Raw genomic sequence first — 25,274 nt, forward strand, 5'->3', positions numbered from 1 at the left:
CGTCGAGCCATGTTCGGCAAAGCCCAGGAATTTGATGCGCTCGCAGCCCCGCGGGCGCCGATCAGTGACGCCTTGCTGTTCGACATCCGCGATCATCAGCTGAGTGCCGAGCTGACCCTTGCTGAGCGCCGGGTCGAAACGTGGAGCTTTGCCCCCTGGCTGCTGCTGGCTGCACATGTAGTGATCGCCTGCACGCTGTTCCTGCATCCGGAAACGGGTGGATCTGGTCCTGCCGTTCTACTTCCGTTCGCGGGCTCGATCCTCCTCGACATCGCGGCGGGCGTGGTCCTCGTAGGCTGGCGACGCGTGCAGATGGCGCCTCACACGGTCGCGCGACTGATGTGCGGCTATCTCGCTGGCATCGGAGCCCTGTGGGCCTTCTGGAGCCTCGCGCTTGCTTCCGGACAGGCCACCGACCCAAGCCTGCCAGTGCTTGCGGTCGCGACCGGATTCTTCGTCCGTTCGGTTGTTGCGGTAGCGGCTCCCCCGCTCGCCATCATCAATGCCGTCGGCGCGATCGTCGCGACGGCCCTCTTTTCGAACAATCTCGCGATCACCGTCGCCATCGATACCGTGGCCGTCCTGCTCGCCGGCTACAGCCTCGCCAACACGCGTGAGACGCTTGCCCACGGGCGCCGCCGGCTCGCGCTGGAGTGGCAGGCGAGAAAGGCGCTGAACTTCGTCGACGAGTTCGAAAACACCGGACGCGGATGGTTTTGGGAGACCGACTCCTTCGGGACATTGTCCTACGTCTCGCGCCAGCTCGCCGAGGATTTTCACTGCGAACCAAGCGCACTTCTTGGGCGCCAGTTCACCGACCTAGTCTCAGTCGACCAAGGCTCGGCTTCGACCGAAGAAAGCAAGACTCTCGGCTTCCACCTCTCGGCACGCTTCCCATTTGCCGATGTCGTCGTCCGCCCGGCCAGCCAGGAAGACGTGCATTGGTCGCTGTCCGGAAACCCGATCTTCGACGAACGCGGCCGCTTCCTGGGTTTCCGCGGTATCGGCACCGACCTCACGGAACAGCGTAAGTCCGAGCGCGAGATTTCGCGCCTGGCCCGCTTCGACTCGCTCACCGCGCTGCCGAACCGGGCGATGATGCGCCAAACGGTCGAGGAAGCGCTCCGCAATTCGGCTCGCCGGCAGAAGGGCTGCGCGCTCTTCATGATCGACCTCGACCGCTTCAAGAACGTGAACGACACGCTCGGCCATCCGATCGGCGATGCTTTGCTTCGCCAGGTCGCGGAGCGGCTGAAGTCGGTGATGGGCAATAACGGCCAGGTGGGCCGCCTCGGCGGCGACGAGTTCCAGGCTGTCCTGCCGGGTACCGTCGACGTCGGCCTGCTCGAATCGCTCGCTCGCACCCTCATCGAGCAGGTGTCGCGTCCTTATTCGATCGAGGGTCACAAGGTGACGATCGGCGCATCCGTGGGCATCGCGATCGGCGACCCGGGACGCTCAAGCGCAGACGCCATGGTGCGCAACGCCGACCTCGCGCTCTACGCCGCCAAGGGAGCAGGCCGCGGCAAGCACTGCTTCTACGAACCGGCGATGCACAGCGAAGCCGCCGAACGCCAGCTGCTCGAAAACGATCTCCGCCAGGCAATCGACCGTGGCGAGCTCAGCGTCCATTACCAGCCGGTCGTGCGGGCCGCCGGCGAAGAGATCTCCGGCTTCGAAGCGCTCGCGCGCTGGCAGCACCCGACACGCGGCGCGATTTCGCCAGCTAAGTTCGTGCCGCTTGCCGAAGAGGCCGGCCTCATCGGACGCATCGGCGAATGGGTGCTGCGGACCGCTCTAGAGGAGGCAGCGCGCTGGCCGAGCCATGTCCGCGTTGCCGTCAACCTGTCGCCGCTGCAGTTCAACGACCCTGCCGTGGTCGACATGATCGCGAAGCATCTCGCGGAGTCAGGTGTCGCTGCCGACCGCCTGGAGCTTGAGATCACTGAGGGCGTGTTCCTCGCCGAGGGCGATACTACGGACGATACGTTCGCGCGCTTGAAGAAGCTTGGCGTCCGCCTCGCGCTCGACGATTTCGGCACCGGCTACAGCTCGCTCGGCTATTTGAAGAAAGCTCCGTTCGACAAGATCAAGATCGATCAGAGCTTCGTCCGCGGCGCCGCCTCGGCCACCAACCGCAACGCAGCGATCATCCGCGCCATCGTGACGCTTGCCGAAACGCTCGGCATGGACACGTGCGCCGAGGGCGTGGAGACGCACGACGACCTGCAGCTGATCCGCGAACTCGGCGTCAGCATGGTCCAGGGCTATATCTTCGGGAAACCCACCGAAGCGGCGACTGCACGCGAGCTGGCCAACAGTGCCACCGTCGAAGCCGACGGCTTCGCGTGCAGCCGCGAGCCGCGCCATCGCCTAATGCGCCGCGCCGTGACTTGCATCGACGGGCTCACCGTAGAGGTGAAGCTGCGCAACATTTCGTCGATGGGCGCGCTGGTCGAAACGCCCGCCGCGGTCGCGCCTGGGACCGAGCTGGCGATCGATATCGTCGGCGTCGGGCCGGTGCGGGGCGTGGTTCGCTGGTCGCAAGCCGGCAAGTTCGGCGTCCAGTTCGGCCAGCAGTTCGACCTCGCCCGCCTCGCCCCGAAGAAGGAGAAGCGCAGCGAGGTCACGATGCTGCGGCCCTGGTACGTCGACCAGCAGCGCGAGGCGAGCTAGCCGCTAGCGCGCCGCCATGCGTCGCGCCTGCCCACGGTCCTTGCCGTAGAAATCGTCGAAATAGACGATCGACGTCCCGCTCGGCACTGCGGTCAGATAGGTGATGTAGATCGGCACCGGCTGCGGCAGGTTGACCTTCTGTTCGGGCCGGGCACCCTGTGCCTTCGGGGCCCTGCCGTTGAACAGCCAGCGCGCGAACCGCGGCGCATCCTCGAGCCGGACGCAGCCATTGCTCTGAAGCCTGGCAGCCTCCTCGATCTTCTCGCGCTCCGGCGTGTCGTGGAGCCAGATGCCCTGCGAATTGGGGAACATGAACTTCATCCGCCCCATCGAGTTCGCCGGTCCGGGCTTCTGGCGAAGGCGAGCCTGGATGCGGCCCTGCTGAACCGCGCGCCAGTCGATCGACATCGGGTCGATCACCCGCGCATGGTCCGACCAGTCGGACAGCAGCTCATAGCCCCGCTTGGAGAAGTAGGAGCGCCCTTCCTTGAGGATGGTCGGCGCGAGCTTCTTAGCCGTGATGTCCGCCGGCGAATTCCAGTAGGGATTGAGCGCGATGTATCGCATGTAGGCGTTCATCATCGGCGTCTGCGCGATCGGGTCCGGGCGCCCGGCGACGACGCGCATGGAATCCACGACCTGGCCGTCCTCATACATGTAGAGGCGCGCTGCCGGAGGATTGACGATCACGTAACGGCCGTGCGCCGCCGGAAGGGCGCGTGCGCGCTCGAGATTGAGTTCGAGCAGCCGGCGCTGCCCCTCGCCATTGTACATGCGGCCGGCGATCGCCGCGCGCAGCTTGGCGTAGATTGGGCTCATCCAGCCCATGTTCTGGACATAATCCGACAGCGACGGCGCACGCGCCGCGGCACTGAGGAGCTCCATTGCAGAGGGCGGCGCCGGACGCAGCTCCGGATCGACATAGACGATGCCGACGTTGGGGTCGTGCTTCTGGTCGCGAGCATAAGCGACGAACGCCTCGCTCAGCATCATGTCGGCGCGCTGGGCCGCTGCCGGGTTGGCACGCGCATCCGCGACCGCGCGAGTCAGGGCCCGAACATTGTAGCGCCGCGGGTTCAAGCGATCCGCCTGGGCGGTCGCAAGCAAGGCCACCAGCTGCTGGGCGGCAGCTCCTGACCCGGGCGAGAACCAAAGCGATCTCCCGCCGCGTGCGCGATAGAAGTCGGCAACGCCGCCCGCGACCGATGGCGCGGCCGCCACGGCAGGTGCTTCGGCAAGGGCGATCGGCAGGCTGATCGCCGCGCCGGCTACCGCCACTGCAGCAATTCCGCTCAGCGGCAGGGCGCCGCGAAAGAATGTCATCTTTTCCACTGTGTCTCCCTTGGCGCGACGAGCGCTCCGGCGCGATGAACGCACAACATCAAGCGACGTTTATACGACATCCCCGCTGAACGCGCGATGTAGAAGAAAAGCGTTCGATATCAGCGTCTTGTACACGCAAAAAAGAAGCGTCGGCAGTGCCGGCGCTCCTCCTCTGGCCGTGTCGCCCGCCTTAGTAGCGGCGGTCGATATCAACGTCCCGGACGTAGCCCCGATAGTCGACGTCGCAGGTGAACGAGAGGTCCGCAGCCTGGCTGGTCCCATAGCCAAGGGCGCCATAAGCGTAGGGATTATAGGTGTTGGTCGCATAGCGGCCACTGCTCGCGAGGCCGCGAACACGAAGCGTCCCGCGACTCGTCTGGGTCGCCGACGTGATGCCGACTACTCGGCCCTGGTTGATCGGAATACCGACTAGCGAGCCGAGGATCGTGCCCAGGGTATTGCGATTGTACAGGCGGTTTTGAACCGCGGCGGTGCACTGCTGCAGCGCCGCGTTCGAGTTCACGCCATAAGGCGTATAGCCGTTATAACCATAAGCATTGGCATAGCCGTAAGGGTTGTAGGTGCCGTAGCCGTAGGGGCTGTAACCGTACACCTGCGCCGCGGCGGGCGTGGCGGCAGCGAACGCCGCAAGGCCGGCCGCGCCGGCAAGCATTTTGATCATAGTACGCATGGCTCAATTCCTCCTTCCAACTGGGTTGGAGCCTTGCGCCTTCAACGCGCCGCTGTTGGAGGGTGCGTCGTCATTCGTCGCAGAGTTCCGCCGATCCATCGCAGTGGCGTGAACCGCGGTTTAACAAAGGCTTCGCCGGCGCTTACTGGCTGTTTTCGCTGCCCGCATTCCCGGCCTGCGCTTCGGCCGCCGCATTCAGGGCCGCATCGGGATCCATCCCGTTCTCCGCCGCACCGTTCAGGACCTCGGCCGCTTCGGGCGTCGAGACGTTCGCCGCGTCGTCGAGCTTGTCCTCCTTCGCCGCCTGGCTGCTGCAGCCGGCAACGGCGACGAGAAGGGCTAAGGTGAACAAGGCGCGCATGTGGGGGACCTCCTGTTGCTGTCCCCCGCCAACACGCGAGCGCGCGAATGAGTTGCGCCGCGGGCCCTAGAAGGCCTCGGCCGGCATCCTCATCAACGCCTCGGCACCAGCCTCGATCTTGCGCCGCAGCCCGGTCGATTCCGGCAGCTCCCGCTCGGCGAAGAAACGCGCGGTCGCAAGCTTGGCGTCGTTGAACGACTGGTCGCCTTCGCCTGCGTCGATCGCCTTTTGCGAGGCGGCCGCCATCTTCAGCCACATCCAGCCGAAGCTGACGAGGCCCATCAACTCCATATAGGCGTAGGCACCGGCGCCGGCATTGTCGGGATCGGCCATGCCGTTCTGCGCCAGCCACATGGTCGCAGCTTGAAGGTCCTGGAGCGGCCGCTCGAGTGCTGCTGCGACGCCCGCGGGATCGCCGGCCTGCTTGGCTTCGGCGATGTCGCGGCCGATCACCTCGAACAGGGTGCGAACGGCGCGGCCGCCGTCCTTGGGCAGCTTGCGGCCGACCAGGTCCATCGCCTGGATGCCGTTCGTGCCTTCGTAGATCATCGCGATCCGCGCATCGCGGACGAACTGCTCGACGCCGTGCTCGCGAATGTAACCATGGCCGCCGAATACCTGCTGCGCATGCACCGCGGCCTCGAACCCCTTGTCGGTCATGTAGCCTTTGATAACGGGCGTGAGCAGGCCGAGCAGGTCGTCAGCCTGGGTGCGCTCGGCTTCATCCGGAGAGCGACGGAGGAGATCGACCAGCAACGCGCCCCACAGCACCAGCGCCCGTCCAGCCTCGTTCCATGCCCGCGATTCCAGCAGCATGCGCCGAACGTCCGGGTGGACGATGATCGGGTCGGCCTTCGCCTCCGCGTCGCGTGCGCCTTGATTGAGAGCGCGGCTCTGGCGCCGCTCCTTCGCGTAGGCAACGGCATTCTGGTAGGCGACCTCGCCCTGGGCGAGCCCCTGAAGGCCGACGCCGAGGCGCGCGGCGTTCATCATGATGAACATCGCCTGGAGCCCCTTCTCAGGCTCGCCGACGAGCCAGCCCTTCGCCCCGTCATAGTTCATGACGCAGGTCGAATTGCCGTGGATGCCCATCTTCTTTTCGATGGCGCCGCATTGCAGGCTGTTGCGCTCGCCTAGGCTGCCATCGTCGTTGACGAGGAACTTCGGCACGACGAACAGGCTGATGCCCTTCACATTGTCCGGGGCGCCAGCACGCTTCGCAAGCACCAGGTGAATGATGTTCTCGGCAAGGTCGTGCTCGCCCGACGAGATGAAGATCTTCGTACCGGTGATCGAATAGCTGCCGTCGTCATTCGGTTCGGCCTTGGTCTTCAGGAGGCCGAGGTCGGTGCCGCAATGCGGCTCCGTCAGATTCATGGTGCCGGTCCACTTGCCGCTCACCATGTTCGGCACGTAGCGGTCCTTCAGCTCCTCGCTGGCCTTGACCAGGAGCGACGCGATCGCGCCGGCGGTCAGGCCGTGATACATTTCGAAGCTCTGGTTCGCGGACAGCACATATTCGCTGACCGCCGTGCCGACGACCTGCGGAAGCCCCTGCCCGCCATATTGCTCCGGGGCCGTCAGAGTCGGCCAGCCGGCCTCGACATATTGCTCATAGGCTTCCTTGAACCCCGGCGGAGTGGTGACCGAGCCGTCGTCGTTGCGCTTACAGCCGACTTCGTCCCCGACTTTGTTCAGCGGCTGCAGCACCTCTTCGGTGAACTTCGCGGCTTCTTCGAGGATCGCCTGCACCAGGTCGGGAGTCGCATTCGCGAACCCGGGCAGGTTCGAATAACGGGAGATGTCCAGCACCTGGTTGAGGACGAACAACGTATCGGGAACCGGCGCCTTGTAAGTGGGCATTGCTTACCTCCGTGTCAGCAAGACCCTATTGCGGGTACTCGCGCTCGTCCAGCCGCTGTAAATGCGGTGCGGCACATTACATAGGCCATATGCGAAAACTGCTCCTCGCCGCGGCGCTGATCGCTGCTCCGACCGCCGCCACTGCAAAGACCGAGACGGCTGTTCTAGCCGGCGGCTGCTTCTGGGGCATGGAGCTGGTCTTCGAGCATGTAAGAGGCGTGCAAGACGTCGTCTCCGGCTATGCCGGCGGCAGCGCCGCGGACGCGAGCTATGACAAAGTGAGCTCCGAACGGACCCGGCACGCCGAGGCGGTTCAGATCAGCTACGACCCCGCGCAGATCAGCTACGCCAAGCTGCTCCACATCTATTTCACGGTCGCTCACGACCCCACCCAGCTGAACCGCCAGGGTCCCGACCGGGGCACCAGCTATCGTTCGGCAATTTTCCCGCAGAGCGTGGATCAGGAGCGGGTCGCTCGCGCTTTCATCGGCAAGGTCGAGGCCGCGCACATCTGGAACAAGCCGGTGGTCACCCGAATCGAGCGCGGCCGGTTCTTCCGCGCCGAAGCCCGGCACCAGGATTTCGCCGAGCGGAACCCTTATTACCCCTACATCGTCGTTCACGACCGCCCGAAGCTTGCGGCGCTGAAGAAGAAATTCCCAGCGCTTTACAAGGGCTAAGCAGCGGCGCTGTGACCGTAAGCGATTAAGATTTCACGATTTATTCAGCCCGGGGGCGACAAGTCAGCCGTGCGCCCCTATATCGGCGCGGACAGACGCGACGCGGGTAGCCGGGGACCCAAAGCCATGCTGACGACCAATCCGTTCGACGACGACAAGCTGCGCGAGGAATGCGGCGTGTTCGGGATTTGGGGTGCCGACAATGCGGCGAGCTTCGTCGCTTTGGGGCTCCATGCCCTGCAGCACCGCGGCCAGGAAGCCGCCGGCATCACGAGCTTCGACAGCAGGCAGTTCCACTCCCACCGGGCGATGGGCCATGTCGCCGGCAATTTCGACCGCGACGACGTCATGCGCCAGCTGCCGGGGCGCGGCGCTATCGGGCATGTCCGCTATTCGACCACGGGCGATACGGCGATCCGCAACGTCCAACCACTGTTCGCGGAGCTTGCAGAGGGTGGCTTTGCCGTCGCACATAACGGCAATCTTTCGAATGCGATGAAGCTTCGGCGGACGCTGAACCGCCGCGGCTCGATCTTCCAGTCGACCAGCGACACCGAGGTGATCATTCACCTCGTCGCCACCTCGCAGTTCAACACTACGCTCGACCGCCTGACGGATGCCCTGAAGCAGGTCGAGGGCGCTTATTCGCTGGTCGTCCTGACTCCGGAAGGCCTGGTCGCCTGCCGCGATCCGCTCGGCATTCGTCCCCTGGTCATGGGCAAGCTTGGCGAGGCGACCATTTTCGCCAGCGAGACCGTCGCGCTCGACGTTATTGGCGCCAGCTATCTGCGCGACGTCGAGCCGGGCGAGCTGATCCTCATCAACGACAGCGGTCTCCGCTCCTTCCGTCCGTTCCAGAACGTGTCGCCCCGCCCATGCATCTTCGAGCATGTCTATTTCTCGCGGCCCGACAGCGTCGCGGAGGGTGTCTCGGTCTATGAGGTGCGCAAGAACATCGGCGCCGAACTCGCCCGTGAAGCGCCGGTCGACGCGGACTTCGTCGTGCCGGTACCCGACAGCGGGGTGCCGGCGGCGCTCGGCTTCAGCCAGGCATGCGGTATCCCGTTCGAACTCGGGATCATCCGCTCGCACTATGTCGGCCGCACCTTCATTCAGCCGAGCCAGGAAGTTCGGCACCTTGGCGTCAAGCTGAAGCACAACGCCAATTCCGCGCTGGTCCGGGGCAAGAGCATCGTCCTGGTCGACGATTCGATCGTTCGTGGCACCACCAGCGTGAAGCTTGTGCAGATGATGCGCGACGCCGGCGCGCGCGAAGTCCACATGCGGATTGCCTCGCCGCCGACGGCGCACAGCTGCTTCTACGGCGTTGACACGCCGGAGCGGGCGAAGCTGCTCGCGTCGCAGATGAGCATCCCGGCGATGGCCGATTACATCAATGCCGATAGCCTTGCCTTCATCACCATCGAAGGCTTGTACCGGGCGCTCGGCCAGGAGCGGGATGCGGCGCAGCCGCAGCGTTGCGACGCCTGCTTCACGGGAGCCTATCCGACCACCCTCACGGATGCCGCCGAGAAGGACGGCGCCGCGACGCTGTCTTTGGTGGCAAGCCGCTAGCCGCTACAGGCGCTGTCCATGACTGATTCGAAGCCTTTCGAAGGCAGGCTCGCGCTCGTGACCGGTGCCAGCCGCGGCATCGGCGCGGCGACCGCCGAAGCGCTCGCCGCCGCCGGCGCGCATGTGATCCTCGTCGCGCGCAACGGCGCTGCGCTCGAGGAGGTCGAAGAGCGGATCCACCAAGGCGGCGGCACGGCGACCATCGCGCCGCTCGATCTCACCGATGCGGAGGGCATCGGCAAGCTCGCGGTGGCGGTGGCCGGACGTTGGGAAAAGCTCGACGTGCTCGTCATGAACGCCGCGATGCTCGGCTCGCTGACGCCGGTGCAGGATATCGATCCCAAGGAATATTCGCGGCTGTTGAGCCTGAACCTTCTCGCCAATCAGGCACTAATCGCCGCGTTCGACGGGCTGCTGCGGAAGGCGCCAAAGGCGGACGTCGTCGCGCTTACCTCATCGGTCGGCGTCGAACCCCGCGCGTTCTGGGGCGCCTATGGATCGTCCAAAGCCGCGCTCGAGACTCTGCTCGGCGCCTATGCGGATGAGACCGAACATACCGGACGCTTCAAGGTCCATATCGTCGATCCGGGCGCAACCCGCACGCGCATGCGGGCGCTTGCCTTCCCTGGCGAGGAACCGGAGACGCTCAAACCACCAGAGGCGGTCGCCGGCGCCATCGTCGACCGTCTGTTGGCCGACGCGCCGACGGGCGCCAAAATGCGTGTGGACGCGTAAGGCTCGCGCGGCGGAAAAGCTTCGGCTAAGCTTCGGAAATGGCGAGCAGTGATCGGGATTTGATCGAGGCGATCGGCCTTAGTCCGGTCCCCATGGTGGTCAGCAATCCGCGCGCCAACGACAACCCGCTCGAGATCGTCAATCAGGCATTCTGTGACCTGACGCTTTATCCTGAGAGGGACATCCTCGGTCGTAACTGCCGCTTTCTCGCCGGCGAGCAGACGGACGAGGGAAGCACGCAGCGCCTGCGCGAAGCGATCGAAGCCCGGCGCCCGATCTATGAAGAGATATTGAACTACCGCAGCGACGGCTCGTCGTTCCGAAACGGGGTGATGATCACGCCGCTGTTCGGCGAAGACGGCAAACTGGCGTGGTTCCTCGGGTCGCAGGTCGAGGTCGGGCCGGCGCACGCCGGATTCAACGACCGCCGCGCTCAGGCCGAAGCGCAGGTCGGTGCGCTCCCGCCCCGGCAGCGGGCCGTGCTCGCCGCCATGGCGCAAGGCTTGCTCAACAAGCAGATCGCGTGGGAGCTGAAGATCAGCGAAAAGACGGTGAAGATGCACCGCGCGCTGCTCCTCGAGCGGCTCGGCGTCGGCACGTCCGCCGAAGCGATCCGCATCGCCGTCGAGGCGGGGCTCTAGACCGCCTCTACGGGCCCAATCCCGTATCGTTGTTCGCGGCAAGTCCTTCTAAACGGGGACGAACGGCCCTGCGCGCTTCTTCCCTCTTGTAGGCGTGCAGGGCCAACCCCCTCATTCGGGCCTCTGCTCAGGCTTTCGACGTGGCGCTCCGGCTTTTCGGAGCGTCACCTGCGCGACATCGATGGCGCCGCCGCGGAAGCCACCTTCGCAGTACATGAGATAGTAGCGCCACAAATTGTGGAACGCGTCGGTAAAGCCGACGAGCGCGCCACTCGCCACGGCCTGGTTGTAGCTGTCGCGCCACTGCCTGAGCGTTTCGGCGTAGTCGAAGCGGAAGCCTTCCCGCTCCTCCCATGACAGGCCGCGCTCTGCGGCTAATGCTTGGAAGTGAACCTCGTCGAGGAGGCAGCCGCCGGGGAAGATGTAGGTCTGGATGAAATCGGCGCTGCGGGCATAGCGCTCGAACAGCTCGTGACGGATGCTGATGAACTGCAGCCCCGCACGGCCGCCTGGTTTGAGGTTGCGGGCAATGCAGTCCAGATAGGCCGGCCACCAGCGCTGGCCTACCGCTTCCACCATCTCGACCGAGGCGATGGCATCGAACTGTTCATGAGTGGCGCGATAATCCTGCAGGCGGATCTCGACCGCGTCGCTGAGGCTGGCCTCGGCGATCTTCCGTTCCGCCCAGGCCTTCTGCTCCGTCGACAGCGTCAGGCCGACGGCGCTTGCGCCGCGCTTCGCCGCCTCCATCGCCAAGGTGCCCCAGCCGCAGCCGATCTCCAGCAGCCGATCGCCCGCCTTGAGATCCAGCCGATCGAGCAGGTCGTGGACCTTCTGCAGCTGTGCTTGCTCGAGGCTCTCAGCGGCCGAGCGAAAGCGGGCGGCGCTGTAGGTCATCGTCGGATCGAGCCAGGCGGAATAGAAGTCGTTGCCGAGGTCATAGTGCGCGGCGATGTTCTGCCGCGCCTTTCCTGGCGCATTGTCGCGGAGCCGGTGGGCCAGTGCGTTCAGCCAGCGGAACGGACCTTTGGCGCGGCCCACGTCCCCAAGCGACGCTGCATTGGCCGAGAAGATCTCGAAGATGGCGACCGGGTTCGGGCTCGACCATTCGCCGAGCGCCCACGCCTTATACCAACCGACGGAACCCGAGGTGGCGAGACGGACGAGAGCCATCCAGCTCGACAGCTTGACCACCGCAGTCGCGCCTTGGCCGCGGAAGCCGAGCCGCCGTTCGGTGCCGTCCGGAAGCGTCACATCGATCCCGCCGCACTGCAGACGCTTGTCGATCTCGCCGACGACGCGCCGGATGGTCGGCGCAGTCAAGCGGGCGAGCAGCCCGCCGCCGGTCGCGAAGCCGCGATCCGCCCGCACCAGATGTTCGCCGCGCGTCGACATGCGCGGCTGGAATGCTACTCGCGGCGGGCTCGCGCAAGCGCCCGTTGGCGGGCTTCCCTGTGACCGATCAGCGGCTCGGCGTAGCCGGAGCGGTCGGTGGGATCGTGGATCTCGTCGTCCGACAGATGCGCCAGCTCAGGCACCCAGCGGCGGATATAGTCTGCGGCTGCGAACTTCCGCGACTGGGTCAGCGGCGCCATGATCCGCGAGAAGGGCTGGCTGTCCGTCCCGGTCCCGGCGATCCACTGCCAGTTGAGGCTGTTGTTGCCATAGTCGGCATCGACGAGCGTATCCCAGAACCACTGGGCACCGCGCCGCCAGTCGATCAGCAGATGCTTTACCAGAAAGCTCGCGGCGATCATCCGCACGCGGTTGTGCATCCATCCGGTCGCCCACAGCTGGCGCATGCCGGCGTCGACGATGGGATAGCCCGTGCGGCCTTTGGACCAGGCAGCGAAGTCGGCGTCCGCCTGCCTGCCGGTCCTCCACCTCAGCTTAGCCTTGCGTTGATCGCGGTCGCCGATCTGAGGGTCGGCGAGGATGAGGCTGCGGGAGAAGTCGCGCCACGCTAGTTCCTTGCGGAACTTGGCGGCGTCGCCGCCCGGCAAGCGATGCCACACCTGGCGCGGGCTGATCTCGCCGAAGTGCAGGTGGGGCGACAGGTTGGACGTGCCGACCTCAGCGGGCAGATCGCGCCGCTCGGCGTATCTCGAGGCTTCGGCGGCGAAGCGGTCGAGGTGCGTCTCGGCGCCCTGCTCGCCGGGGTACCAGACTGAGAAGCCTTGTGCCCAGTTCGGCTTCGTTGGGAGCAGGTCCCAATCATTGAGGTCGTCACTCCTCGGCACCCGCTTCGGCTTCTCGAACCGTTCCGGCGCAGCCTGCGGCTCCGGCACGTCGTGCTCGCAGAACGCCCGGTAGAAAGGCCCGTAGATGCGGTACGGCTTGCCGCCGCCGGTGAGCACCCGGGCCGGCGGCACCAGCGTGTCGCCGGCATGGATCACAAGTTGGCCGAAAATCTTTGTTTCGGTCTCGCGCCACCAGGGCTCGTAATGGGCGGTGGCGTGGATCGCCTCGGCGCCCGCCTCCGCCGCTATCTGCGGCACCAGCTCGGAGGAGCGGCCGCGACGGAGGATCAGCGCGCCGCGGCGCGCCTCGATGTCGGCCTTCAGCGCCGCGAGGCTGTAGTGCAGCCACCAGCGCTGGGCGCCGCCGATCGCCCATTGGCCGGGCGTTTCGTCGTCGAGCACGTAGAGCGCGGCGAAGGCGCCCTGTTCCGCCGCCGCGGCGATCGCCGGCTGGTCGGCGAGGCGAAGGTCCTGGCGGAGCCAGACGAGCGAAGTCATGCCGCATCAACGCGCCGTCAGCGGCTCTGGCGACCCGTGCTTTGGGCGGTGTTCAGCAGGTGCGGATAGTCACTCCACGAGCCAGCCGCGAGCTGCGGAAGCGGCCGTAGCGCGCGTCGCCGATCGACACGTTGGCGGCGCAGCCGGAGCGGGCGACGCTGGCCTGCGGAAGGATCGACCAGTTCAGGAACTTGCGAAGCGATGGGGTTTCGCGGAGCGCCTGCCGGACGAGCGGATCGCGCATGTTCGTCGGCTCGCATGCGCTCGGCCCGGCGAAGCCGCTGAACGGACTGTAGGCGGCCCGGCGGTAGCAATCGCCTTCCTGCCAGACGAGGTCGCGCCGCCATGACCAAAAGGGCGGCGGCGAAGCGAAGATGCGGGTTGCGGCGGGCGCCGCGTCGAGCACTCGCGCCTTGGCGCGTTCGCTGATCGCCAGGTTGAGGCTGACGTAAGCGAGCGTGATCGCCACAGCGATGCGCGCAGGCCGCTGCCAGTCGCCGTGGCCGCGCTTCTCCCGCCGCTTCGACCAGAAAATCGATCCGCTGAGCAGCAGCCACAGCCACAGGTCGATGATGAACAGGCCGTCGGCGTGCCACCAGCGGCCGGAGAAAGGCGAAAAGAGCTGGACCGAGTAAGTGGTCAGCAGATCGAGATAGGGGTGCGTGAGCGCCCCGATGTAACAGAGGGCAAGCAACCACCAGGCCCGCATCGCCAGGCCGCTCTTGAACTCAGCCCCTCGGGAAACCTGCCAGCGGTCGAGCAGCCACAACAATCCGAACAGGATCGGCGGCATGACTGCCACGCCGCCGACGATCCCGTGGGTGAAGCCGCGGTGGGTGGCGAGCGGGGTCCACGGGAAATTGCCGAAGAAGACGTCGATGTCCGGCATGTTGGCGCCGAGGATCAGCGCCGCGAGGCCCTTGCGCGACTTGGTCTTGAGGCCAGTCTGCCCCAGGACCCAGCCCGCCATCGAGTGGGTGATGTTATCCAATTATGGCCGCGTCAGATCTGGTGCGGTTCCTTGTCGACCTGCCAGGTCTGGCCCTTGGCGACGAGCGCCTGCAGGTCGGCCTTCTTGCCCGATGCCGCGGCCGCATTCTGTTCGACCACGGCGCTTTCGAAGGTCGGGGCCGGATCTTCGTAGATGACGCCGAGCGCGACCGGGAACCCTTCCGGCAGGTCGATGAGCATCGAGGCGATGCCCTTGTTCTTGGGGTTGTGGACGATGACGGCGGGATCGTCGCCCTCGACCACCTTCAGCCGGAGGTTCTCGACATCGAGCGCGAGGCCCTTGGTGCCGCCCGCGAACAGCATCTTCTCGCCGGGCTTCAGCCACAGCTGCCGCTCCTGCGCGACGCTGCGCTCCGTGAAGCTGGCGAACACGTCGTCGTTATACACCACGCAATTCTGGTAGATTTCCACGAAGCTGGCGCCGCGGTGGGCGTGGGCTGCCTTCAGCACGTCCGGCAGGTTCTTGTGCACGTCGATGCCGCGGGCGATGAACCGAGCGCCCGAGCCGAGCGCGAAAGCGCAGGGCGTCGCGGGGCGGTCGACCGATCCGAACGGCGTCGACGGCGAGCGGGTGCCGATCCGGCTGGTCGGCGAATATTGGCCTTTGGTTAGCCCGTAGATCTCGTTGTTGAACAGCAGGATCTGGCAGTCGAGGTTGCGGCGCAGCACGTGCATCGTGTGGTTGCCGCCGATCGACAGCGCGTCGCCGTCGCCCGTGATGATCCACACGTCCAGCTCCGGGTTCGCGAGCTTCACGCCAGTCGCAATCGCGGGCGCGCGGCCGTGGATCGTGTGAAAGCCGTAGGTCGACATATAATAAGGAAAGCGGCTCGAGCAGCCGATGCCGGAGATGAACACCGTCTTTTCGCGAGCGACACCGAGGTCCGGCATCGTCCGCTGAACGGCCTTCAGAACCGCATAATCGCCGCAGCCTGGGCACCAGCGGACCTCCTGGTCCGACGCCCAGTCCTTGGCGGTGGTGGTGACGGGGGACATGTCGTTCATGAAAGAGCGCCGTTAAGCCAGAGGATAAGGAAGACGACCGCGATCAGCAGCATCACGAGCGGAAAGACGTTGATCTGTTTCATGCCGGTCGTCCGCGAAAGTTCACAATTGCCACGGCCCTACGCGTGCGCGCGCGAGTCTGCGCCCAACTGAGTGGCAATCGCCTCTTCGATCTCCGCAATCCGGAACGGGTGGCCGCTGACCTTATTGAGGGCGCGAGCGTCGACCAGAAACTGGTCGCGAAGAAGCGTCTTGAGCTGGCCCATGTTCATTTCGGGCACCAGGATATGATCGAAGCCCTTCAAGAGGACAGACATATTCTTGGGCATCGGCCAGATATGGCGAATATGGACGTGCGCAACGTCCTGACCCTTGGCAATCGCGCGCCGGACGGCTTGGTGGATCGGTCCAAAGGTCGAGCCCCAGCCGACCACCGCGAGCTTCGCACCTTCCCGGCCGAGGCAGACCTCCTGATCGGGGATCGTCTGGGCGACGTTCAGCACCTTGGCGGCGCGGGCGTCGGTCATTTCCTGGTGAGCGCGGGGTGAATAGTCGATGTTGCCGCTGCCCGGAGCTTTCTCGATGCCGCCGATGCGGTGTTCGAGCCCTGGCGTGCCCGGCTTGATCCACGGACGCACGAGGTTGCAGTCGCGGGCGTAGGGCATCACGCCCTCGCCTTCGCCCGGCGCCTGGTCGAAGAAGGTGACCGGGAACGGTTCGTAACCGCCCATGTCCGGCACCCGCCACGGTTCGGCGGCATTGGCGATATAGCCGTCCGTCAGCAGCATCACCGGAGTCATGAACTGGGTGGCGATCCGGCACGCCTCGATCGCGCAGTCGAACGCGTCGGCGGGCGAGCGGGCGGCGATCACCGGCAGGGGCGCGTCGCCGTTGCGGCCGTAGACGGCTTGGTAGAGGTCCGACTGTTCGGTCTTGGTCGGGAGGCCGGTCGAAGGCCCGCCACGCTGCGAATTGACGATGACCAAAGGCAGCTCGGTCATGATCGCGAGGCCCATCGCTTCGGTCTTCAGCGCGATGCCGGGGCCGGATGACGAGGTGATGCCAAGCTGGCCCGCATAGCTGGCGCCGATGGCGGAGCAGATGGCGGCAATCTCATCCTCCGCCTGGAACGTGGTGATCCCATATTCCTTGAGGCGCGACAGGTGATGAAGAAGCGCGCTCGCCGGCGTGATCGGATAGCCGCCAAAGAACATCTTCAGGCCCGCGAGCTGGGTGCCGGCGACCAGCCCTAGCGCGAGCGCTTCGGCGCCGGTGACGGTGCGGTAGAGGCCGGGCTCAGCCGGCGCGGCGGCGACATGATGGCGGTGGACGCCGCCGATCTCGACGGTCTCGCCATAAGCGTGGCCGGCGTTGAGCGCGGCGATATTGGCTTCGGCGAGCTCGGGCGCCTTGGCGAACTTGGTCTTCAGCCAGTCGACGATCGGCTGGCGGTCCCGGTCGAACATCCAGAGCGCGAGGCCCAGCGTCCACATGTTCTTGCAGCGCAGGGCTTCTTTGTTGCCGAGGCCGAACGGCTTCACCGCATCGAGCGTCAGCTGTGAGATATTGAAGCTGACGAGCTGCCAGCGGCCGAGGCTGCCGTCCTCCAGCGGGTTTTGGTCGTAGCCGGCCTTGGCGAGGTTGCGCTGCGTGAACTCGCCTTCGTCGGCGATGATCAGCCCGCCTTCGCGAAGCTGCTCGACGTTCACCTTCAGCGCCGCCGGGTTCATCGCCACGAGCACGTCGGGCTGGTCGCCGGCGGTTTCGATCGCGGTCGAGCCGAAATTGATCTGGAAGGCGGAGACGCCGAAGGTCGTGCCTTGCGGGGCGCGGATCTCCGCCGGAAAGTCAGGGAAGGTCGCGAGATCGTTGCCGGCGAGCGCGGTGGACAGGGTGAACTGACCGCCGGTCAGCTGCATGCCGTCGCCGCTGTCGCCGGCGAACCGGACGACGATGGCTTCGGGCGAAGGATGCGCGGCCGCTTCCGCGTGGGTGATGGTGTGCGTGGCTGTGGCCATGTGGCCTTTTTAGAAGCGCCTTGCGGCGCGCGCCACCATGTTGTGAGTTCCGCGGAGGAACGCCCGATCCGATGGCGCAGACCCGCGATTGCCAAGACGAAGGCCGCTCATCATAGTCCCCACAAGAACAAAGCGGGGGAAAGATGAGCCAGCGTCAACGTGAAACCCGGAAATGGTCTTTTCCGCTGCGCTGGACGGCAGCGGCGGCCTTGTCTGCCATGGTTCCCGCCGCCCAGCTTTCGCACGCATCGGCGCAGCCGGCCCCAGCCGCCAGCGAAGGCCTGGTCGGCAAGGCGATGGAGCGGCTGTGGGTGCCGATGCGCGACGGCGTCCGGCTCGATACCAGCGTGTTCCTGCCCAAGGGCCCCGGCCCGTTCCCAAGCGTTCTCGTCCGCACGCCCTATCCATTCGGCGAGCCCAATTCCGCCTTCGAAAAGAAGCTGATGGAGCGCGGCTATGCGATCATTTTCCAGAACGAGCGCGGCATGTACATGTCGGAAGGCCGTCACGAATATATGGCCAATGCCGGGCCGGACGGCGTCGACACACTGAACTGGATCGCCAAGCAGCCCTGGTCGACCGGCAAGGTCGGCACCTACGGCTGTTCGTCAAGCGCGGAAGCGCAGCTGGCGCTGATCGCGCAGAACCATCCGGCGCACCAGGCAGCGGTCGTGCTCGCTTATGGCGCAGGCATCGGAAAAATCGGTCCCTATGCCGAGCAGGGGAATATCTATCGCGGCGGCGCGCTGCAGCTGCTCTTCGCGAGCTGGATGCGCGATTATATCGGCAGCAGCGGCCCTGGCGCGGACGAGCGCATGATGTTCCCGCCGAACCTGACGCCCGAAGCGAAGGCGCGGCTGTGGAAGCTCTATTCGATGCAGCTCAAGGACTATGCGACGACCCCTAAGCGCTCGACCGAGGAGATGCTTAAATATTACCAGCACCTGCCGGTGACCGACCTCAACAAGGCGGTCGGCGGGCCGCGCACCGATTGGGACGATTTTGCGGGCTGGTCCCCGGCCGATCCGCGCTGGAAAGGCATCGACTTCGCCAATGAAGGCGACAAGTTCGGCGTCCCGGCGCTGTGGGGCGTGTCATGGTACGACGTCAGCGTCGGGCCCAACCTCTATCTCTACGATTATGCCCGGCGGAACGTCGCCGCGGGGCGGCCCAAGGACGAGCAGTTTCTGGTGGTAACTCCGGGCGTTCACTGCAGCTTTCAGCAGCACCCGGCGAAAAAGACCGTGGGCGAGCGGGAGATCGGCGATCCCAGCTATGACATGGACAAACGCATCATCGACTTCTTCGACTGGAAGCTGAAGGGCGTGAACAATGGCGAGGCGAGCCAGCCGCGGGTCATGACCTACCAGATGGGCGAGAACCGCTGGGTTTCCGGCGACCGGGCGATGACCGAGGCGCCCAATAAGCTCGAGTTCTACCTGACCAGCCGCAATGGCGCGAACAGCGTCTTTGGCGACGGATTGCTCGCAGGCCAGCCGGTGGCGGACGGGCGCGACGCCGACAACTTCGTCTACGATCCCAAAAGGCCGGTGCAGACTCTCGGCGGCGGCGCCTGCTGCATGGGCGGCATTCCCGCCGCCGGCGCCTACGACCAGGCGCCCGTCGAAGCGAGGCACGACGTGCTCGTCTATTCGACGCCGCCGCTGACGGACGCGGTTCGGGTGCGCGGGCCGATCACGCTCGAACTCTACGTCTCGTCGGATGCGCCGGACACGGACCTCGCCGTCAAGCTGACCGACGTCTATCCGGACGGGCGCTCCTACAATCTCGACGATACAATATACCGGCTTCGCTATCGCGACGGGTACGACCGGCCGCAGATGATGCGGGCCGGCAAGGTCTACAAGGTGGTGCTGCCGCCGATGTTCACCGGCAACACCTTCCTGCCCGGGCACCGCATCCGGGTGCAGATCACGTCGAGCAACTTCCCGCGCTACGACCGCAACCTGAACACCGGGGCGAACAACGGCGCGACCACGGCCATGCGGGCGGCGCGCAACGCCATTCACCATTCGGCCGCTTATCCGTCGAAGGTCACGTTAGCGACTGACTGAGCGCGTGACCGGCAACGATCATCTTTACCGCCGCGGCGTCGGCGTGATGCTGCTCAACGCCGACAAACAGGTGTGGGTCGGGGCGCGCATCGATAATCCCGAGGACGCGTGGCAGATGCCGCAGGGCGGAATCGACGAGGGCGAGGATCCGTGGGCGACCGCGCTCCGCGAACTCGAGGAAGAGACCGGAATCCCGCCGCACCTGGTCGAGCGAATCGCCGATTGCCCGGAGCGGCTGCGCTACGTTTTGCCGGAGGAATGGCGGCCGCGGCTATGGGGCGGCAAGTGGCTGGGGCAGGAACAGGACTGGTTCCTCTGCCGCTTCCTGGGCCGCGACAGCGACGTCGACATCGTGACCGCCCATCCGGAGTTCCGCGCCTGGAAATGGGTCGCGCCCGAGCGGCTTCCGGAGCTGATCGTCCCGTTCAAGCGCGATCTTTACACCCGGCTGCTTCAGGAATTTGCCGAGCATCTGTGACGCTTCGGTGTCAGTTGCGAGACTCCTGCGGCTCGACTAAGCCGCACCGTCGCCTGCAGGGGGTCGCACGATGTTAAACTGGTTTCAGCGCCTGCTTCCACGCAAAGGCGATTTCTTTGGAATGTTCGAGGCGCATGCCGCGACACTGGTCGGGGCAGCCAAGGCGCTGCAGCGGATCGCCGACGACGGCGTCTCCCCGGGCGAGCTGCTCAGCGACATCCAGGAGCATGAGCACCAGGCCGACGACATTATCCGCAATGTCCTGACCGAAGTGCGGCGCACCTTCCTGACGCCCTTCGATCGCGGGGACATCACCTCGCTGATCGGCGCGATGGACGATGCGATCGACGAGATGCTCGCCGCCGCGCGCGCGATCGACCTCTACGAGCTTCGCGAACTCCGGCCGGAAATGAAGCAGATCATTGGCCTGATTGGCGAAGCCGCGGACGTCACCGCCCAGGCCGTGCCGCTGCTGCGCAACGTCAGCGCGAACGGCCCGAGGCTCCATGAGCTGACCGGCCGCCTAGTCAGCCTTGAAGGCGACGCCGACGATCTTCACGCGGCCGGCCTCAAGCAGGCGTTCCAGCAGGCCCGGACCGATCCGCTGAGCTTCGCCGTCGCGCGCGAAGTGTTCAAGAATCTGGAACGGGTCACCGACGCCTTCGAGGACGTCGCCAACGAGATCGACGGCATCGTCATCGATCACGCCTGAGGGGCAACACAAGTGCACGAGCTTGCCTTTCCCCTCCTCGTCGGCCTGATCCTAGTCGCGCTGGCGTTCGATTTTTTGAACGGCCTGCACGACGCCGCGAATTCCATCGCGACCGTGGTCGCTACCCGCCTGCTCGGTCCGGTCGCCGCGGTGGGCTTCGCAGCTTTCTTCAACTTCGCGGCTTATTTCCTGTCGCTAGCCGTCCCCGAGCTTCATCGCGTCGCCGAGACGATCGGCAAAGGCATTATCGACGCCAATCTGGTGACGCCTGGCGTCGTCTTCGGCGCGCTTGCCGGCGCGATGTTCTGGAACGTCGTCACCTGGCTGAAGGGGATTCCATCATCGTCCAGCCACGCGCTGGTCGGCGGGATCGTCGGCGCGGGCGTCGCCCACGCGTCGGTCAGCGCCATCCAGTGGCCTGGCCTCAACAAGACGCTCGTCGCGATCGTCCTGTCGCCGACGCTGGGCATGATGCTGGCGATGCTGATCATGCTGGTGACGAGCTGGCTCGGCGTGCGTGCGACTGCCCGGGGCGCCGAGCGGACGTTCCGCGCCCTTCATCTCGTCTCTTCCGCCACTTACTCGCTCGGACACGGCCTCAACGATGCGCAGAAGACGATGGGCATCATCACCGTGCTTCTCTATTCGACCGGCTATCTCCACGGCGAATTCCACGTGCCGCACTGGGTCGCGCTGAGCTGCTATGTCGCGATCGGCCTTGGCACGATGACGGGCGGCTGGCGGATCATCGAAACGATGGGCACCCGCATCACCAAGCTGTCGCAGCACCAGGGCTTCAGCGCCTCGGCCGGCGGGTCGGTGATGCTGATCGCCGCATCCTGGTTCGGCATTCCAGTATCGACAACCCACACCATCACCGGCTGCGTGATCGGCGCCGGCGCCGCCCGCCGAGCCTCGGCCGTGCGCTGGGGCGTCGCCGGCAATGTGATGATCGCCTGGCTCATCACCATTCCCGCATCCGCGACGGTCGCGGCGCTCTTCTACTGGCTGGTCAACGGCCATTTCTTGCGCGTGCTGATCGGCATTGCGATCATGACGCTGCTCGTGTTCCTCAGCCGGACATTCCGCCCCCGCCCCTGAGCTGTCGGCCCGGTGTGGCGTTCGGCAAATGGCCCGGCTAGGAGCCGGGCATGGGGGAATTGACGTCCAGCGAACGCGAAGCGGTTGAGCGCGCAGGCGCCGAGCCGATGCTTGATCAGGTGCTTGCATGGTCGGCGATCAACAGCGGTTCGCGCAATCTTGCCGGGCTCGAGCGCATGGGTGAAGTCCTCGCCGACGCCTTTTCGGCGCTGCCGGGGCTGCTCAGGCTCGAACAGCCGCAGAAGGTCGACGCCGTGGACGCTGCGGGCGCGACGCAGGACCTCCCGCACGGTCGGCACCTGCACCTGACAGTCCGCCCGACGGCCCCTCTCCAGCTTCTCTTCACCGGCCACATGGACACGGTGTTCGCCGCCGACCACGCGTTCCAGGAGACGCGCTGGCTCGACGAGGGCGTGCTCAACGGGCCTGGCGTCGCCGACATGAAGGGCGGACTTGCCGTCATGCTTGCGGCGTTGAAGGCAGTCGAGAAGAGCAGGCTTGCCGACCGCATCGGCTATGAAGTCGTGATCAACAGCGACGAGGAAGTCGGGTCGCTCGCGTCAGCCGGGCTGCTCAAGCAGGCGGCGCAGGGCAAGCGGGCGGCGCTGACCTACGAACCAGCCGCGCTTCCGGACGGCACGCTGGCAGGCGCGCGTCCCGGCAGCGGCAACTTTTCATTCGTCATCAAAGGCAAGTCCGCGCATGCCGGGCGCAATCCGGAGGACGGCCGCAATGCGGTGGTCGCCGCGTCGGAGCTCGCGCTCCGGCTTTCCATGTCAAAGACCCCCGGCCTGTCGATCAATCCGGCGAAGATCGACGGCGGCGGCCCGAACAATGTCGTGCCCGACCTCGCGATCCTGCGCGTCAACATGCGGCCGCGCACCGGCGACGACCAGGAGATCGCCGGGCGGCTGATCGCCAAGGCCGTCGACGAGACCGCCAAAAGCCACGAAGTCTATATCGAGGTCCACGGGGGCTTCGCACGTCCGCCCAAGCCGCTGGACGAAGAGGCCGAAGCCTTGTTCAAGCTTGTCCAGGCCGCCGGCGCGGACCTCGGCCAGTCGTTCGGCTGGCAGCCATCCGGCGGCGTGTGCGACGGCAACAACATCGCCGCCTGCGGCGTGCCCGTCGTCGACACGATGGGCGTGCGCGGCGGCAAGATCCACAGCATGGAGGAATATCTGATCACGGAAAGCCTGGCCGAGCGTGCGGCGCTGTCGGCCCTGACCGTCCTGCGGCTTGCCGGAGAGGCGCAATGAGCTTTCGCGTCCGCGCCGTCAAAGGCGAAGATTTCCAGGCGATCTACAAGATGGCGAAGCTGACCGGTGGCGGCTTCACCAACCTGCCGCCCGAACGGGCGACCCTCGTCGCCAAGATCGACAAGTCGGACAAGAGCTTCGCCCGCGACGAAGATCGCCAGGGCAACGACCTCTACATGTTCGTGCTCGAGGATCCTAAACGTCAGCTGATCCGCGGGACCTGCCAGGTGTTCGGCGAAGTCGGCGTCGACCAGCCCTTCTTTTCCTACCACCTCAGCACCCACACCCAGTCGAGCCCGGAGCTGGGAAAGACCTTTCGCAACCAGCTGCTGACGCTGACCACCGATCTCGAAGGCTCGTCGGAGGTCGGGGGGCTATTCCTGCACCCGGAAATGCGCGCAGGCGGCTGGGGCTCCCTGCTTGCCCGCAGCCGTTACCTCTTCATCAAGCTTCACCGGCAGCGCTTCGGCCCGCGCACGCTCGCGGAGCTTCGCGGCGTGATGGATGAAGGCGGCAACGCGCCCTTCTGGGATGCGCTCGGCGGCAAGTTCTTCGGCATGACCTTTCCCGAAGCCGACGAATTCAATGCGGTGCACGGCACCAAGTTCATCGCAGATTTGATGCCGAGGACGCCGATATACGTGACGCTCCTCACCGACGGGGCGCGATCGGTCATGGGCCTGCCGCATCCGAGCGGCCGGGCGGCGCTGCGCATGCTCGAGGAAGAGGGATTCAGCTTCGACCGGTACATCGACATTTTCGACGGCGGTCCAACGGTGACCGCCAGCACCGACAACATCCGCACCATCCGCGAATCCAAGCTCGAAACGGTCTGTGAAATCGAGGACGGCGGGAAGATGCGCGCACTGGTCGCCAAGGGGCGGCTGAAGGACTTCCGCGCCTGCTGCGCAAGCGTCCGCCGACTTCCGCGCAAGGGCGTCTGCATCGACCGCGAAGCCGCCGAGCTGCTCGAAGCCGAGATCGGCGACGAGATTGCGGTGATCTCCCGCTGATGCCGCTTCGCGAGATCAACTTCGACGGGATCATCGGCCCGAGTCATAATTATGCGGGGCTGAGCCTGGGCAATGTCGCGTCCATGAGCCACGGCGGACAGGTATCGGAACCCCGCGCGGCGGCGCTGCAGGGCATCGAGAAGATGCGCGCCAACCTTGCGCTGGGCCTGGCGCAGGGCGTGTTCGTACCGCACCCGCGCCCGGACCGCGCCTGGCTGGCGGAGCTTGGCACGACCATCGAGCATGCCGAGCCGATCCTTGCCGCCAATGCGATGTCGGCCTCGGCAATGTGGGCCGCGAACGCGGCGACTGTCTCCCCCGCGCCGGACACGAGCGACGGCAAGTGCCACCTGACGGTCGCGAACCTGCGCACCATGCCGCATCGCAGCCATGAGTGGCCGGCAACGCTCGCGCAGCTGCGGCTCGCCTTCCGCGGCGACGGCTTTGCCGTCCACGCCCCGGTGCCGCCGGCGTTCGGCGACGAAGGCGCGGCCAACCACATGCGGCTTGCGCCCAGGCACGGCGAGCGCGGCGTCGAAGTGTTCGTCTATGGCGTCACCGGCGGCGCCTTCCCGGCCCGGCAGCACATCGAAGCGTCGCGGGCGATCGCCCGGCTCCACGGCCTCGATCCCCAGCGGACCATCTTCGTCGAGCAGTCCGAAGAAGCGATCGCGTCAGGTGCCTTCCACAATGACGTGGTCGCGGTCGCCAACGAACGCGTGCTGCTCGCCCATGAGCAGGCGTTCGCGGACAAGGGCTCGCTGGTGGCGCAGCTTGAGGCTCAGGTCGACGGGTTCGAATATGTCGAAGTGCCGTCGGCAGAGGTGGCGCTTCAGGACGCAATCAAATCCTATCTGTTCAACGCCCAGCTGGTCACGCCGCCGGACGGCGAGACGACGCTGATCGTGCCCGAGGAAGCGCGCGCCACGCCGTCCGTGTGGCGGTGGGTCGAAAAGCATCTCGCCGGCAACGGGCCGATTCGGCGCGTGAAGGTCGTCGACGTTCGGGAGTCGATGGCCAACGGCGGCGGCCCGGCCTGCCTGCGCCTGCGCGTCGTCGCCGATCCCGACAGCGTCGACCCGCGGTTCTTGGTCGATGGCGAGAAGCTCGACCGCATCGCCGATGTCGTGAGTCGCCATTGGCCCGAGCAGATCGCGCCCGGCGAGCTTCAGAACGACGCGCTGATCGCCGATATCGAACGCGCGCGCGCGGCGCTTCTCCACGAACTGGACCTCGCCGACCTAGCCTGAGTCCCGCTGTGGGACAGGCGTCCCTCCTAAACGGACCTTTAACCCTATCCTTTAGGAAATTTCGGGCGC

The 25,274-nt window shown here is 65.8% G+C and carries 21 protein-coding genes; 12 read left to right on the forward strand and 9 right to left on the reverse strand.

What is annotated here, in order from left to right; genetic code table 11:
- Positions 1–9: 9 nt before the first annotated feature.
- Positions 10–2,676, forward strand: coding sequence for an EAL domain-containing protein (locus VIL42_01965; GenBank protein ID HEY8591611.1), 2,667 nt, complete (start codon positions 10–12; stop codon positions 2,674–2,676).
- A 3-nt stretch (positions 2,677–2,679) separates the two neighbouring features.
- On the opposite strand, the gene VIL42_01970 is transcribed toward VIL42_01965, so the two are convergent.
- The 4 genes from VIL42_01970 to VIL42_01985 form a co-directional block, all read right to left on the reverse strand.
- Positions 2,680–3,999, reverse strand: a complete 1,320-nt coding sequence (locus VIL42_01970; GenBank protein HEY8591612.1) for a L,D-transpeptidase family protein — start codon at positions 3,997–3,999, stop codon at positions 2,680–2,682.
- Positions 4,000–4,189: 190 nt separating this feature from the next.
- Positions 4,190–4,690: a hypothetical protein gene (locus tag VIL42_01975; protein HEY8591613.1), complete on the reverse strand. Its 501-nt coding sequence runs from the start codon at positions 4,688–4,690 to the stop codon at positions 4,190–4,192.
- Between the two features lie 142 nt (positions 4,691–4,832).
- Complete coding sequence (locus tag VIL42_01980; protein ID HEY8591614.1) at positions 4,833–5,051, reverse strand: hypothetical protein; 219 nt, start codon at positions 5,049–5,051, stop codon at positions 4,833–4,835.
- A 66-nt stretch (positions 5,052–5,117) separates the two neighbouring features.
- Positions 5,118–6,914, reverse strand: a complete 1,797-nt coding sequence (locus VIL42_01985; protein ID HEY8591615.1) for an acyl-CoA dehydrogenase C-terminal domain-containing protein — start codon at positions 6,912–6,914, stop codon at positions 5,118–5,120.
- An 89-nt stretch (positions 6,915–7,003) separates the two neighbouring features.
- Here VIL42_01985 and msrA point away from each other — a divergent pair, with 89 nt between their 5' ends.
- The 4 genes from msrA to VIL42_02005 all read left to right on the forward strand — a co-directional run bounded on the left by msrA (position 7,004) and on the right by VIL42_02005 (position 10,545).
- Positions 7,004–7,594 carry a peptide-methionine (S)-S-oxide reductase MsrA gene (gene msrA / locus VIL42_01990; protein ID HEY8591616.1) on the forward strand — a complete coding sequence of 197 codons (591 nt, stop codon included), beginning with the start codon at positions 7,004–7,006 and terminating at the stop codon, positions 7,592–7,594.
- A gap of 126 nt (positions 7,595–7,720) precedes the next feature.
- Positions 7,721–9,169: an amidophosphoribosyltransferase gene (gene purF, locus VIL42_01995; GenBank protein HEY8591617.1), complete on the forward strand. Its 1,449-nt coding sequence runs from the start codon at positions 7,721–7,723 to the stop codon at positions 9,167–9,169.
- A gap of 18 nt (positions 9,170–9,187) precedes the next feature.
- Positions 9,188–9,904 carry an SDR family NAD(P)-dependent oxidoreductase gene (locus VIL42_02000; protein ID HEY8591618.1) on the forward strand — a complete coding sequence of 239 codons (717 nt, stop codon included), beginning with the start codon at positions 9,188–9,190 and terminating at the stop codon, positions 9,902–9,904.
- A 38-nt stretch (positions 9,905–9,942) separates the two neighbouring features.
- Positions 9,943–10,545 carry a LuxR C-terminal-related transcriptional regulator gene (locus VIL42_02005; protein ID HEY8591619.1) on the forward strand — a complete coding sequence of 201 codons (603 nt, stop codon included), beginning with the start codon at positions 9,943–9,945 and terminating at the stop codon, positions 10,543–10,545.
- Between the two features lie 111 nt (positions 10,546–10,656).
- Here the strand turns inward: VIL42_02005 and VIL42_02010 are convergent, their stop codons facing one another.
- The 5 genes from VIL42_02010 to VIL42_02030 all read right to left on the reverse strand — a co-directional run bounded on the left by VIL42_02010 (position 10,657) and on the right by VIL42_02030 (position 17,317).
- On the reverse strand, positions 10,657–11,940 hold the full coding sequence (locus VIL42_02010; GenBank protein ID HEY8591620.1) for a cyclopropane-fatty-acyl-phospholipid synthase family protein: 1,284 nt from the start codon (positions 11,938–11,940) through the stop codon (positions 10,657–10,659).
- 14 nt (positions 11,941–11,954) lie between these two features.
- On the reverse strand, positions 11,955–13,283 hold the full coding sequence (locus tag VIL42_02015; GenBank protein ID HEY8591621.1) for a deoxyribodipyrimidine photo-lyase: 1,329 nt from the start codon (positions 13,281–13,283) through the stop codon (positions 11,955–11,957).
- A 52-nt stretch (positions 13,284–13,335) separates the two neighbouring features.
- Positions 13,336–14,274, reverse strand: coding sequence for a metal-dependent hydrolase (locus VIL42_02020; GenBank protein ID HEY8591622.1), 939 nt, complete (start codon positions 14,272–14,274; stop codon positions 13,336–13,338).
- A gap of 11 nt (positions 14,275–14,285) precedes the next feature.
- Complete coding sequence (locus VIL42_02025; protein HEY8591623.1) at positions 14,286–15,299, reverse strand: 2-oxoacid:ferredoxin oxidoreductase subunit beta; 1,014 nt, start codon at positions 15,297–15,299, stop codon at positions 14,286–14,288.
- A gap of 119 nt (positions 15,300–15,418) precedes the next feature.
- Positions 15,419–17,317 carry a 2-oxoacid:acceptor oxidoreductase subunit alpha gene (locus tag VIL42_02030; protein HEY8591624.1) on the reverse strand — a complete coding sequence of 633 codons (1,899 nt, stop codon included), beginning with the start codon at positions 17,315–17,317 and terminating at the stop codon, positions 15,419–15,421.
- A gap of 143 nt (positions 17,318–17,460) precedes the next feature.
- Here VIL42_02030 and VIL42_02035 point away from each other — a divergent pair, with 143 nt between their 5' ends.
- The 7 genes from VIL42_02035 (at position 17,461) to VIL42_02065 (ending at position 25,205) form a co-directional block, all read left to right on the forward strand.
- Positions 17,461–19,392: a CocE/NonD family hydrolase gene (locus VIL42_02035; GenBank protein HEY8591625.1), complete on the forward strand. Its 1,932-nt coding sequence runs from the start codon at positions 17,461–17,463 to the stop codon at positions 19,390–19,392.
- A 4-nt stretch (positions 19,393–19,396) separates the two neighbouring features.
- Entirely contained in the window at positions 19,397–19,870 is a 474-nt protein-coding gene (locus VIL42_02040) for an RNA pyrophosphohydrolase (GenBank protein HEY8591626.1), read from the forward strand.
- A gap of 70 nt (positions 19,871–19,940) precedes the next feature.
- On the forward strand, positions 19,941–20,582 hold the full coding sequence (locus VIL42_02045) for a DUF47 family protein (GenBank protein HEY8591627.1): 642 nt from the start codon (positions 19,941–19,943) through the stop codon (positions 20,580–20,582).
- Between the two features lie 12 nt (positions 20,583–20,594).
- A complete protein-coding gene (locus VIL42_02050) occupies positions 20,595–21,683 on the forward strand; it encodes an inorganic phosphate transporter (GenBank protein HEY8591628.1) in 1,089 nt (362 codons plus the stop codon).
- A 50-nt stretch (positions 21,684–21,733) separates the two neighbouring features.
- Positions 21,734–22,942: a hydrolase gene (locus VIL42_02055; GenBank protein ID HEY8591629.1), complete on the forward strand. Its 1,209-nt coding sequence runs from the start codon at positions 21,734–21,736 to the stop codon at positions 22,940–22,942.
- A complete protein-coding gene (locus VIL42_02060; GenBank protein HEY8591630.1) occupies positions 22,939–23,955 on the forward strand; it encodes an arginine N-succinyltransferase in 1,017 nt (338 codons plus the stop codon). The genes VIL42_02055 and VIL42_02060 overlap by 4 nt, the downstream gene beginning before the upstream one ends.
- The gene (locus tag VIL42_02065) at positions 23,955–25,205 is read left to right on the forward strand and encodes an N-succinylarginine dihydrolase (GenBank protein ID HEY8591631.1); all 1,251 of its coding nucleotides are present in this window, start codon (positions 23,955–23,957) and stop codon (positions 25,203–25,205) included. Before VIL42_02060 ends, VIL42_02065 begins: the two co-directional genes overlap by 1 nt.
- Positions 25,206–25,274 lie beyond the last annotated feature (69 nt).

It is taken from the genome of Sphingomicrobium sp. (assembly GCA_036563485.1).
Lineage (GTDB): Bacteria > Pseudomonadota > Alphaproteobacteria > Sphingomonadales > Sphingomonadaceae > Sphingomicrobium.

Coding starts and splice junctions, on each gene's coding strand:
- VIL42_01965 (HEY8591611.1), top strand. CDS start 10: ATGTTCGGCAAAGCCCAGGAATTTGATGCGCTCGCAGCCCCGCGGGCG.
- VIL42_01970 (HEY8591612.1), bottom strand. CDS start 3,999: ATGACATTCTTTCGCGGCGCCCTGCCGCTGAGCGGAATTGCTGCAGTG.
- VIL42_01975 (HEY8591613.1), bottom strand. CDS start 4,690: ATGCGTACTATGATCAAAATGCTTGCCGGCGCGGCCGGCCTTGCGGCG.
- VIL42_01980 (HEY8591614.1), bottom strand. CDS start 5,051: ATGCGCGCCTTGTTCACCTTAGCCCTTCTCGTCGCCGTTGCCGGCTGC.
- VIL42_01985 (HEY8591615.1), bottom strand. CDS start 6,914: ATGCCCACTTACAAGGCGCCGGTTCCCGATACGTTGTTCGTCCTCAAC.
- msrA (HEY8591616.1), top strand. CDS start 7,004: ATGCGAAAACTGCTCCTCGCCGCGGCGCTGATCGCTGCTCCGACCGCC.
- purF (HEY8591617.1), top strand. CDS start 7,721: ATGCTGACGACCAATCCGTTCGACGACGACAAGCTGCGCGAGGAATGC.
- VIL42_02000 (HEY8591618.1), top strand. CDS start 9,188: ATGACTGATTCGAAGCCTTTCGAAGGCAGGCTCGCGCTCGTGACCGGT.
- VIL42_02005 (HEY8591619.1), top strand. CDS start 9,943: ATGGCGAGCAGTGATCGGGATTTGATCGAGGCGATCGGCCTTAGTCCG.
- VIL42_02010 (HEY8591620.1), bottom strand. CDS start 11,940: ATGTCGACGCGCGGCGAACATCTGGTGCGGGCGGATCGCGGCTTCGCG.
- VIL42_02015 (HEY8591621.1), bottom strand. CDS start 13,283: ATGACTTCGCTCGTCTGGCTCCGCCAGGACCTTCGCCTCGCCGACCAG.
- VIL42_02025 (HEY8591623.1), bottom strand. CDS start 15,299: ATGAACGACATGTCCCCCGTCACCACCACCGCCAAGGACTGGGCGTCG.
- VIL42_02030 (HEY8591624.1), bottom strand. CDS start 17,317: ATGGCCACAGCCACGCACACCATCACCCACGCGGAAGCGGCCGCGCAT.
- VIL42_02035 (HEY8591625.1), top strand. CDS start 17,461: ATGAGCCAGCGTCAACGTGAAACCCGGAAATGGTCTTTTCCGCTGCGC.
- VIL42_02045 (HEY8591627.1), top strand. CDS start 19,941: ATGTTAAACTGGTTTCAGCGCCTGCTTCCACGCAAAGGCGATTTCTTT.
- VIL42_02055 (HEY8591629.1), top strand. CDS start 21,734: ATGGGGGAATTGACGTCCAGCGAACGCGAAGCGGTTGAGCGCGCAGGC.
- VIL42_02060 (HEY8591630.1), top strand. CDS start 22,939: ATGAGCTTTCGCGTCCGCGCCGTCAAAGGCGAAGATTTCCAGGCGATC.
- VIL42_02065 (HEY8591631.1), top strand. CDS start 23,955: ATGCCGCTTCGCGAGATCAACTTCGACGGGATCATCGGCCCGAGTCAT.